The organism is Streptomyces phyllanthi (assembly GCF_009377205.1).
In the GTDB taxonomy this organism is placed as follows: domain Bacteria; phylum Actinomycetota; class Actinomycetes; order Streptomycetales; family Streptomycetaceae; genus Streptomyces; species Streptomyces phyllanthi.
In genome coordinates, this window is record NZ_VJZE01000330.1 from 1 (window position 1) to 10,464 (window position 10,464).

General features: G+C 72.9%; 9 protein-coding genes and 1 pseudogene. 2 read left to right on the plus strand and 8 right to left on the minus strand.

The genetic code is table 11. The features are described 5' to 3' along the window. Positions 1–54 precede the first annotated feature (54 nt). Genes FNH04_RS32715 through FNH04_RS32735 form a run of 5 tightly spaced genes read right to left on the minus strand, consistent with a single transcriptional unit; the run spans position 55 to position 5,599 of the window. On the minus strand, positions 55–852 hold the full coding sequence (locus FNH04_RS32715; protein WP_152789483.1) for a type III pantothenate kinase: 798 nt from the start codon (positions 850–852) through the stop codon (positions 55–57). A 17-nt stretch (positions 853–869) separates the two neighbouring features. Then, the gene (gene nadC / locus FNH04_RS32720; RefSeq protein ID WP_322724499.1) at positions 870–1,859 is read right to left on the minus strand and encodes a carboxylating nicotinate-nucleotide diphosphorylase; all 990 of its coding nucleotides are present in this window, start codon (positions 1,857–1,859) and stop codon (positions 870–872) included. Positions 1,860–1,864: 5 nt separating this feature from the next. Continuing rightward, on the minus strand, positions 1,865–3,661 hold the full coding sequence (locus FNH04_RS32725) for an L-aspartate oxidase (RefSeq protein WP_322724500.1): 1,797 nt from the start codon (positions 3,659–3,661) through the stop codon (positions 1,865–1,867). Then, a complete protein-coding gene (gene panC / locus FNH04_RS32730; RefSeq protein WP_152789484.1) occupies positions 3,658–4,650 on the minus strand; it encodes a pantoate--beta-alanine ligase in 993 nt (330 codons plus the stop codon). Before panC ends, FNH04_RS32725 begins: the two co-directional genes overlap by 4 nt. Positions 4,651–4,678: 28 nt before the next feature. Next, positions 4,679–5,599 carry a Rossmann-like and DUF2520 domain-containing protein gene (locus FNH04_RS32735; protein WP_322724502.1) on the minus strand — a complete coding sequence of 307 codons (921 nt, stop codon included), beginning with the start codon at positions 5,597–5,599 and terminating at the stop codon, positions 4,679–4,681. A 171-nt stretch (positions 5,600–5,770) separates the two neighbouring features. On the opposite strand from FNH04_RS32735, the gene FNH04_RS32740 reads away from it, so the two are divergent. Then, positions 5,771–6,991, plus strand: coding sequence for a threonine aldolase family protein (locus tag FNH04_RS32740; RefSeq protein ID WP_152789486.1), 1,221 nt, complete (start codon positions 5,771–5,773; stop codon positions 6,989–6,991). A 39-nt stretch (positions 6,992–7,030) separates the two neighbouring features. On the opposite strand, the pseudogene FNH04_RS32745 reads toward FNH04_RS32740, so the two are convergent. From FNH04_RS32745 to FNH04_RS32755, 3 genes and pseudogenes are all read right to left on the minus strand, one after another. Further along, a pseudogene (locus FNH04_RS32745) lies at positions 7,031–7,698 on the minus strand (ATP-binding protein). Between the two features lie 49 nt (positions 7,699–7,747). Beyond that, a complete protein-coding gene (locus FNH04_RS32750; protein WP_152789487.1) occupies positions 7,748–8,419 on the minus strand; it encodes a response regulator transcription factor in 672 nt (223 codons plus the stop codon). A gap of 133 nt (positions 8,420–8,552) precedes the next feature. Beyond that, positions 8,553–9,755, minus strand: a complete 1,203-nt coding sequence (locus FNH04_RS32755) for a sensor histidine kinase (RefSeq protein WP_322724503.1) — start codon at positions 9,753–9,755, stop codon at positions 8,553–8,555. A 163-nt stretch (positions 9,756–9,918) separates the two neighbouring features. Between FNH04_RS32755 and FNH04_RS32760 the strand changes: the two genes are divergently transcribed. Continuing rightward, a partial coding sequence (locus FNH04_RS32760; RefSeq protein WP_407704146.1) for an SAM-dependent methyltransferase occupies positions 9,919–10,464 on the plus strand: 546 nt, incomplete at its 3' end.

Below are 10,464 nucleotides of genomic sequence, written 5' to 3' on the forward strand. Positions count from 1 at the left end.
GGGGAATGGGTAGGGGCGGCGGGGGCGGAACAACCACCGCCGCACCCCGGAGGGTCACGTGCGGGAGATGTTCCGTTCGTACACCAGCCGCAACCCGATCAGCGTCAGCCACGGCTCGTGTTCGTCGATCACCGAGGACTCGCCCAGGACCATGGGCGCCAGCCCACCCGTCGCGATGACCGTCACGTCGTCGGGATCGTCGGCCAGCTCACGCGCCATGCGGCCGACCACACCGTCGACCTGCCCGGCGAAGCCGTACACGATGCCGGCCTGCATGGCCTCGACCGTGTTCTTGCCGATCACCGCCCGCGGGCGGGCCAGCTCGATCTTGCGGAGTTGTGCTCCGCGCACGCCGAGCGCCTCCACCGAGATCTCGATGCCGGGCGCGATCACCCCGCCCGCGTACTCCCCGCGCGCGGACACCGCGTCGAAGGTCGTCGCCGTACCGAAGTCCACGACGATCGCCGGGCCGCCGTACAGTTCGACGGCCGCCACCGCGTTGATGATGCGGTCCGCGCCGACCTCCTTGGGGTTGTCCATGAGGATCGGCACGCCCGTCTTGATACCGGGTTCGACCAGGACCGCGGGGACGTCGCCGTAGTACCGGCGTGTCACCTCCCGCAGCTCGTGCAGCACGGACGGCACCGTCGCGCAGATCGCGATGCCGTCGATGCCGTCGCCCAGTTCCTCTCCGAGGAGCGGATGCATGCCCATGAGGCCCTGGAGGAGGACCGCCAGCTCGTCGGCGGTGCGGCGCGCGTCCGTGGAGATGCGCCAGTGTTCGACGATGTCCTCGCCGTCGAAGAGACCGAGGACGGTGTGGGTGTTGCCTACGTCGATCGTCAGCAGCATGGCCCGTACCCGCTCCCTTACTCCGCCGCTCGCAGGTCCAGGCCGATGTCCAGGACGGGCGAGGAGTGCGTGAGGGCTCCCACCGCCAGGTAGTCGACGCCCGTCTCCGCGTACGCCCGCGCGTTCTCCAGGGTGAGCCGGCCCGACGCCTCCAGCATCGCGCGGCCGCCGACGATGGCCACCGCCTCCTCGCACTCGCCGGGGATGAAGTTGTCCAGCAGGATCAGGTCGGCGCCGGCGTCGACGACCTCGCGCAGCTGGTGCAGGGTGTCGACCTCGACCTCGATCGGCACGTCCGGGAACTCCGTCCGTACCGCCTTGAAGGCCTGGGCGACACCTCCGGCGGCGACCACGTGGTTGTCCTTGACGAGGGCCGCGTCCGAGAGCGACATACGGTGGTTGACTCCCCCGCCGCAGCGCACCGCGTACTTCTCCAGGGAGCGCAGGCCCGGCGTCGTCTTGCGCGTGTCCCGGACCTTGGCGCCGGTGCCCTCCAGGGTGTCCGCCCACGCGCGCGTGGCCGTCGCGATGCCCGACAGACGGCACAGGATGTTGAGCGCGCTGCGCTCGGCCGTGAGGAGGTCCCGGGTGCGGCTCGTCACGCTCAGCAGCTTCTGGCCGGCCTCGACGCGGTCGCCGTCCTCCACGTGGCGCTCGACCTCGAACTCGTCCGTGCAGACCACCGAGACGACCGCCTCGGCGACCCTGAGGCCCGCCACGACGCCCGCCTCGCGGGCGGTGAAGTCGGCGGTGGCGCGGGCGTCCTCGGGGATGGTGGCGACCGTGGTGACGTCGACCCCGCCCGCGAGGTCCTCCTGAATGGCCACGTTGGCGATGTCCTCGACCTCCACGGGGTCGAGCCCGGCGTCGGCGAGGAGTTGGGCGAGGGCGGGGTCGAGACCGCACTCCATGTACACGTCCAGCGCGTCCGCGTCGGGATCCGTGCCGCAGGCGCAGCCGTCGCCGCAGCCGCCGCTCTGGGCGAGGGGAAGGTCGGGTGTACTCACTGCAGTCACTGCTCCTGGGGAAGGCGCTCAGGCCGGTGCTTGGGGGTCCTGCCCGCTCCTGGAACGGAGTCGGGGGCCCCGGGGAGGGTAGGAGGGAAGTCTGTGGTGTCCGTGGCGTGTACGGCCAGCGTCCGGTCGGGATTCAGCCGTACGACGATATGGCGGTTCCACCGGGTGTCGTCGCGCTCGGCGTGGTCCTCGCGCCAGTGGCAGCCGCGGGTCTCCTCGCGCAGCCGGGCCGCGGCGACCAGGACGCGGGCCACGCACAGGAGGTTGGTGGCCTCCCAGGTGTCGACTCCGGGTTCGGCCGTCTTGCCGTTCTCGTCGAGGGCGTCGCGGGCGTCGGTGTGCAGCTGGTCGAGGGCCGCTGCCGCGTTGGCCAGCGACTCCGCCGAGCGCAGGACGCCCGCGCCCTCGGTCATGGTCCGCTGGATCGCGAACCGTGCCTCCGGGTCGAGGAGCGGGTGCTCGGGCGTCTCGGGATAGGGCACGGGCCGCGGCACGCGCGCCTGGAGGCCGTTCTCCGCGTGGCTCGCGGCGATGTCGGCGGCGATGCGCTCGGCGTAGACCAGGCCCTCCAGGAGGGAGTTGGAGGCGAGCCGGTTGGCGCCGTGGACGCCCGTGCAGGCGACCTCTCCGCAGGCGTAGAGGCCCGGGACGGTGGTCCGGCCGTGGGAGTCGGTGCGGACGCCCCCGGAGGCGTAGTGGGCGGCGGGGGCGACCGGGACGGGTTCGGTGACCGGGTCGATGCCGTGGGCGCGGCAGGCGGCGAGGATCGTCGGGAAGCGGTGCTCCCACATGTCGGCGCCGAAGTGCCGGGCGTCCAGGTACATGTGCTCGGCGCCCTGTTCCTGCATACGGCGCATGATGCCCTTGGCGACGATGTCCCGGGGCGCCAGTTCGGCCAGTTCGTGCTGTCCGAGCATGAAGCGGGTGCCGTCCGCGTCGACCAGGTGGGCGCCCTCACCGCGTACCGCCTCGGAGACCAGCGGCTGCTGTCCCTCCGCTTCCGGGCCGAGGAAGAGCACCGTGGGGTGGAACTGCACGAACTCCAGGTCGCTGACCTGTGCACCCGCGCGCAGGGCCAGCGCCACGCCGTCGCCGGTGGACACCGACGGGTTGGTGGTCGCCGAGAAGACCTGGCCCATGCCGCCGGTCGCGAGGACCACGGCGGGCGCGTGGACGGCGCCCACGCCGTCGTGCTGGCCCTCGCCCATGACGTGCAGGGTGACACCCGCGGTGCGGCCGTCGGCGTCGGTGAGGAGGTCCAGGACGAGTGCGTTCTCGATGGTGCGGAGCCCCCGCGCGCGTGTGCCTGACGGCATTGCATCGTTGACGGCCTCGACGAGCGCCCGGGAGATCTCTGCTCCTGTCGCGTCGCCGCCCGCGTGGGCGATACGGCGGCGGTGGTGGCCGCCCTCGCGGGTCAGCTCCAGTTCTCCCTCGGAGGACTCGTCGAACTGGGCGCCGGTCTCGATCAGCCGGCGCACGGCGTCGGGGCCCTCGGTGACGAGGAGACGTACGGCGTCCTCGTCGCACAGGCCCGCGCCCGCGACCAGTGTGTCGTCGAGGTGCTGTTCGGGGGTGTCGCCCTCGCCGAGGGCCGCGGCTATGCCGCCCTGCGCCCAGCGGGTGGAGCCGTCGTCGAGGCGGGCCTTGGTGACGACGACCGTGTCCAGGCCGGCGGCCTCGCAGCGCAGGGCCGCGGTCAGGCCGGCGACTCCGGAGCCGACGACCACCACGTCCGCGGTGATGGCCCATCCGGGGGCGGGGGCGTGCAGTCGTATGCCTGTGCTGGTCACGAGGCGGCTCCGAAGGTGAGGGGGAGGTTGTCGATCAGCCGGGTCGTCCCGACCCGGGCGGCGACGGCGAGGACGGCTTCTCCCGTGAAGTCGTCCGGGATCTCGGTGAAGTCAGTCGGGTCGACCAGGGCCAGATAGTCCAGTTGGAGCGGCGGCTTCAGACGGGCGGCCTCGTCGAGGACGAGGCGGGCGGCGGCGCGGACGGCCGCGGGGCCCGCCGGGGCGGCCTTCGAGACGGCGTGCGCGTCGGCCGCCGCGCGGGACTCGCCGAGGGCGCTGAGGGCCTCCGCACGCTCGCGCGTGGCGGGCACCTCGCGGGCCCTCGCGCGCAGCGCCTCCTGGGCGGCGTGCCGGTCGCCGCCGGCGAACAGGGCCTGGGAGAGGGCGCGGGCCGTACGGCGCTCGGCGGCGGACAGGTAGCGGTTGCGGCTGGACAGGGCCAGACCGTCCTCCTCGCGGACGGTCGGTACGGCGACGATCTCGACGCCGAAGTTCAGGTCGCGCACCATACGGCGGATCAGGGCGAGCTGCTGGGCGTCCTTCTGCCCGTAGAGGGCCACGTCGGGCCGGGTGAGGTGCAGCAGCTTGGCGACGACGGTGAGCATGCCGTCGAAGTGCCCGGGCCGCGAGGCACCCTCCAGGCGCTCCCCCATGGGGCCCGCGCTGATCCGCACCTGGGGTTCGCCGCCGGGGTAGACCTCGTCCGTGTAGGGCGCGAACACCACGTCGGCGCCCGCCTGTTCGGCGAGCTTGAGGTCGGCGTCGAGGGTGCGCGGGTAGCGGTCGAGGTCCTCGCCCTCGCCGAACTGCAGGGGGTTCACGAAGACGGTGACGACCACCTCGCCGTCGCGGCCCGCGATCCCGCGCGCGGTGCGGATCAGCGTGGCGTGGCCGTCGTGCAGGGCGCCCATGGTCATCACGACGGCACGGCGGCCCTCGCGCGCGCGTGCGTGCAGCTCGTCGGCGGTGCGCAGCAGGGTGGTGGTCATCGGGCGTCTCCGTTCCCGGGCGCGTGCGTCATCGGGTGTCCCCTTGGGTGCCGTCGGCGAGTACCCCGAGGAGGTCCTCGGCGAGCTCCGGCTTCAGCAGGCCGTGGGCGAGCGCCCGGTCCGCGGTGGCGCGGGCCATCGCCAGATACCCGGCCACGGTCTGCGGGGCGTGCTCGCGCAGCTCGGCGACGTGCGCGGCGACGGTGCCCGCGTCCCCGCGCGCGACGGGGCCGGTGAGGGCCGCGTCGCCGGAGCGCAGGGCGTTGTCGAGGGCGGCGCCCAGCAGCGGTCCGAGCATGCGGTCGGGGGCCTCGACGCCCGCCGTGCGCAGCAGCTCCATGGACTGGGCGACCAGGGTCACCAGGTGGTTGGCGCCGAGGGCCAGGGCCGCGTGGTACAGGGGCCGTGCCTCCTCGGCGATCCACTCGGGCTCGCCGCCCATCTCGATCACCAGTGCCTCCGCGGCCAGCCGCAGCTCCTCGGGCGCGGTGACCCCGAAGGAGCACCCGGCGAGCCGCTGCACGTCCACCGGGGTGCCGGTGAACGTCATCGCGGGGTGGAGCGCCAAGGGCAGCGCCCCGGCCCGCAGCGCGGGGTCCAGTACCTTCGCGCCGTACCGCCCGGAGGTGTGCACGAGCAGCTGTCCCGGCCGTACGGCCCCGGTCTCGGCGAGACCCTCCACGAGATCCGGCAGGGCGTCGTCCGGGACGGTGAGCAGGACCAGTTCGGCGCGCTCCAGGACGTCGGCCGGGGTCACCAGCGGTACGTCGGGCAGGAGTGCCGCGGCCCGCCGTCTCGAGGCCTCGGAGACTCCGGAGACGGCCACCGGGCGATGCCCCGCGAGCTGCAGGGACGCGGCGAGCGCCGGCCCCACCCGGCCCGCGCCGACGACACCCACGGTGAGCCGCGCGGGGCGGTCCTTCGGGTCTGGTTGCTGGACTGTACTCACTCGCTGGTGGCCTTCCCGTTCCAGTCCGCTCTGGGTACCGGACGATTTCTCGTCATGTTAACGCGATTGGTTCGAGGGTCGTTTGGTTGTCCACAGGCTGTGGGTTCCCGCAGGTCGCGCGCGTACGGAAATCGGGTGCCGGGCGGCTGCGGGGCGGGAGATGATCCGGGGATGAGCGATTCCCGGGAGCAGACGACGGCGGAGCCCGCGGAAGGGACCGCGGGGCAGGGCGAGGAGCGGGCGGAGGAGCGGCACCGGTTGCGGCGCAGGGAGGCCCACCGGGCGGCCGAGCGCGTGCTGTCCCGATCGGGGTTCCGGGGGACGATCGGCGAGCGGCTGAGGCTGCTGGTGGACGAGGCGCCGGGCCTGTACGACGTGGACGAACCGGCGGACCTCTACGGCGACGGGATCGTGGAGGCCCTGGAGGAGCGGGTCGCCGGGGTGCTCGGCAAGGAGGCCGCCGCGTTCTTCCCCACGGGCACGATGGCCCAGCAGGTGGCCCTGCGCTGCTGGGCGGGCCGTACGGGGGACCGGACCGTGGCCCTGCACGCGCTGGCGCACCCGGAGGTGCATGAGCGGAACGCGTTCAGCGAGGTCAGCGGGTTACGCACGGTGCGGGTGACGAGCGAGCCGCGACTGCCGACCGCCGACGAGGTCCGCGACTTCGAGGAGCCCTTCGGGGCGCTGATGCTCGAACTGCCGCTGAGGGACGCCGGTTTCGTGCTGCCCTCCTGGGAGGAGCTCACCGACGTGGTGGAGGCCGCGCGCGAGCGCGACGCGGTGGTGCACTTCGACGGGGCACGCCTGTGGGAGACCACGCTCCACTTCGGGCGCCCCCTGGACGAGATCGCGGGCCTCGCGGACAGCGTGTACGTGTCGTTCTACAAATCGCTCGACGGGTTCGGGGGCGCGGCACTGGCAGGCCCGCAGACCCTCGTCAAGGAGGCGAAGGCCTGGCGGCACAGGTACGGCGGCATGGTCTTCCAGCAGTTCCCGACCGCGCTGTCCGCCCTGGCCGGCCTGGAGAGGGAACTGCCGCGCCTGCCCGAGTACGTGGCACACGCGCGCGTGGTGGCCGCCGCGCTGCGGGAGGGGTTCGCCTCGGCCGGTGTGCCGTGGGCGCGGGTCCACCCGGAGGAGCCCCACACGCACGAGTTCCAGGTCTGGCTGCCGTACGACGCGGACGTGCTCGCGGAGGCCGCCGTCCGGCACGCCGAGGAGACGAGGACCATGCTCTTCGCCAACGCCTGGGACCAGGCCGGGCCGGGCCTGGCCGTCACCGAGGTCCGTGTCCAGGCCGCCGGGCTGCAGTGGACGGCGGACGACGTGAAGGCGGCTGTCGCGGACTTTGTCCGGCATCTTCGCCCGGAGGCCCGGCGGGCCACCCGGTGAGCAGCCCTCCAGGCCGTCGAAGCCGTCGAGGGTGCCGCGTCAGTCGAACCGGATGTGCCTGAGCCCGACCTTCGCCTGCCGCAGCCGTGTCCGCAGGGCGCCCTCCCGGTTGGGCCTGAGCGTCAGCCCGGCCAGTACGGCGATCCGGTCCGCCGTCTTCGGCACGGTCGAGTGGTCCGTCCACAGGTGCTCGGCGAACTCCGGCTCGCGCAGCGCCTCCAGGCAGTGGTCGAGCTGTTCGACCGCCCAGCTCTCCCGGCGCAACCAGCGGCGCTTTCCGGCGACGTACGGCAGGAGGTGGCCGAACCCCCGTTCGCGCAGCCGTCGCAGTACGGTCTCGCGTTCGGCGAGCAGGGTGAAGTGCCGTACGTCGTGGCCGAGTTCGCGCAGCCGGCCGACGGTCTCCGCGACGTAGGCGGGGTTCGTGACCGTCATGGGGGCGATCACGACGCCGTCGTGCTTGGTGAGCGCCAGGCCGAGGACCTCGACCACGCCCTGCCGCCAGGACTCCAGGTCCTGGAAGTCTTCGATCAGCGGCCTCCCGCCGCGGGCGCCGCGGAGTTCGGGCGGCAGCATGCGGCGCAGTCCGAAACCGGCGTGCTCGGGGTCGCAGATGACGCTGCCCGGCAACCGTCGCCGGATCTCGTGCGCGGGCAGCTTCCTGACGGATTGCCGCCCCCGAAGGGCCCGTTGATCCGCAGGAGCATGGCGCGCACCCTGGTGGGCAGCGGTCACACCGGGGTCACGCCGACGTGTTCAGCTCTGTCCCCCGGCCCGCACCAGCCCCGTCTCGTACGCCAGGACCACCACCTGGACGCGGTCGCGCAGTCCCAGTTTGGTGAGGATGCGGCCGACGTGCGTCTTCACCGTGGCCTCCGACAGGACCAGGCGGGCCGCGATCTCGCCGTTCGACAGGCCCTGCGCGACGAGCACCATCACCTCGCGCTCGCGGTCGGTGAGCCGCTCCAGCTCCTTGTGCTCGGGCCCCTTGCCCGTGCCCGGCAGCATCGGCGCGAAACGGTCGAGGAGGCGTCGGGTCGTGGACGGGGCGACCACCGCGTCACCGCTGTGCACCGAGCGGATCGCGGCCAGCAGTTCGCCGGGCGGCACGTCCTTGAGCATGAAGCCCGAGGCGCCCGCCTTCAGCCCGGAGAAGGCGTACTCGTCGAGGTCGAAGGTGGTCAGGATCAGCACCTTCGGCGGGTCGGGCTCCGAGCAGATACGGCGGGTCGCCTCCACGCCGTCCAGCTTCGGCATCCGGACGTCCATGAGGACCACGTCCACCGCGGTCGAGCGCAGCACCTGGAGGGCCTCGACACCGTCGCCCGCCTCCGCCACGACCTCCATGTCCGGCTGGGCGGCGAGCACCATCCGGAACCCGGTGCGCAGCAGCACCTGGTCGTCGACGAGCATCACGCGGATCGCCATCGGGGTCCTCTTCCGTTCCGTTTCCGTCAGCCGGGTCGTACGAGGGGGTCGTACGGGAATCGTGGGGGGTCGTACAGGAGGCTCTGGTCGTACAGGAGCTCTTACAGGTGTCAGTGAGCGACGTGCAAGGGCGTCAGTGCGCTGGTTTGAGCGGCAGCAGGGCGCTGATGCGGAAGCCTCCACCGGGGCGCGGTCCCGCGTCCAGGGTGCCGCCGACCATGCCCACACGCTCCCGCATCCCGATCAGGCCGTGCCCCTGACCGTCGAGGCCGCCCTCCTCGTACAGCTCGTGCGGGGCACCCTTGCCGTCGTCCTCGACCAGCAGGCCGAGGCCGTCGTCGAAGTAGACCAGACGCACGCTCGCACCGGCGTTCGGGCCGCCGTGCTTGCGGGTGTTGGTGAGGGCCTCCTGGACGATGCGGTACGCCGTGAGCTCGACACCGGTGGGCAGCGGCCGCGGGGTGCCCTCGACCGCGAAGTCGACGGGGAGGCCGGAGGCGCGGCACTGCTCGATGAGCTCGTCGAGCTGTTCGACATCCGGCTGCGGGACGTACTCGCCGCCCTCCTCGTGCTCGCCGGTGCGCAGCACGCCCAGCAGCCGGCGCATCTCGGCGAGGGCCTGACGGCCGGTGGAGGAGATGGTCTCCAGAGCCTTCTTCGCCTGGTCGGGGGCGGCGTCGAGGACGTACGCGGCACCGTCCGCCTGGACCACCATCACGGACACGTTGTGGGCGACCACGTCGTGCAGCTCGCGCGCGATACGGGCGCGCTCGGCGGCGACGGCGACCTTGGCCTGCGCCTCGCGCTCCTTCTCCAGCCGGGCGGCGCGCTCCTCCAGCTGGGCGAAGTAGGCACGGCGGGTGCGCAGGGAGTCACCGAGCACCCAGGCGAGGGCGAACGGCACGGTCAGGACGACCGATATCGCGATCCTGCCCAGGGGGCCGGTTTCCTCCACGGGCCAGCGCAGCTGCGCCAGCGTGGCCGCGCTCAGGCCGCCCACCAGGGCGAACCGGGAGGCCCAGCGGGCACCGTTCGCCGCCACCGTGTAGATGATCACCAGCATGGCGAAGTCGGCCGGGAGCATCGGCACGTCGGTGATCAGCTGGGCCAAGCCCACCGCGGCGGCCAGCAGCAGCATCTGCTCGGGCAGCCGGCGCCGCAGGGCGATCACCAGGCAGAGGAGGAACGTGATCGGGATCCAGACGGCCGGGAGGTCCCTCCCTTCTGCCTCCTGACCGACGGCTCCTCCCAGCGCGGAGATCCCGAGCAGGAAGACGGCCCAGAAGCTGTCGACCCAGGTCGGGTGCCGGCGAAGAAAGTCATAGAGGCGTTGCACGTAACCCAGCGTAGGGAAACGTGGTGTGTGCAGGAGTCAACCGGAGGGCCGATCCGCGAACGGCGCGCGTACTCCCCAAGGTGGAGGCTCTGCCGGCCCCGGCGCTTAGCCTGGCGCCGTGACGGATGAGGCGGGCGGCGAGTGGCGCGGGTGGCGCGAGGCGATGGAGGAGGCGCTGTACGGCCCCTCGGGGTTCTATCGGCGCCCCGAGGGTCCCGCGGGGCACTTCCGCACCTCCGTGCACGCCTCCCCGCTGTTCGCCGAGGCCGTGGCCCGGCTGCTGTGCCGGGTGGACGAGGAGCTCGGGCACCCCGCCGAACTGGCCTTCGTGGACATGGCGGCGGGCCGGGGCGAGCTCGTGACGGGCGTTCTGAGGGCACTGCCCCCGGAGGTGGCCTCCCGCGCGCGTGGGTACGCGGTCGAGCGCGCCGGCCGGCCGCGTGATCTCGATCACCGCATCGAGTGGCTCGCCGCACCCCCCGAGGGCGTCACCGGACTGCTGTTCGCCAACGAGTGGCTCGACAACGTGCCCCTGGACATCGCCGAGGTGGACTCCGAGGGCGTACGGCGCCTGGTCCTCGTACGACGGGACGGAACCGAGCGGCTGGGGGACCCGGTGGCGGGGGCGGACGCGGAGTGGCTGGACGAGTGGTGGCGGCTGCCTGCCGTGAGGCCGGTGGAGGGGAGGGCCGAAGGGTCTGCTGAGGGG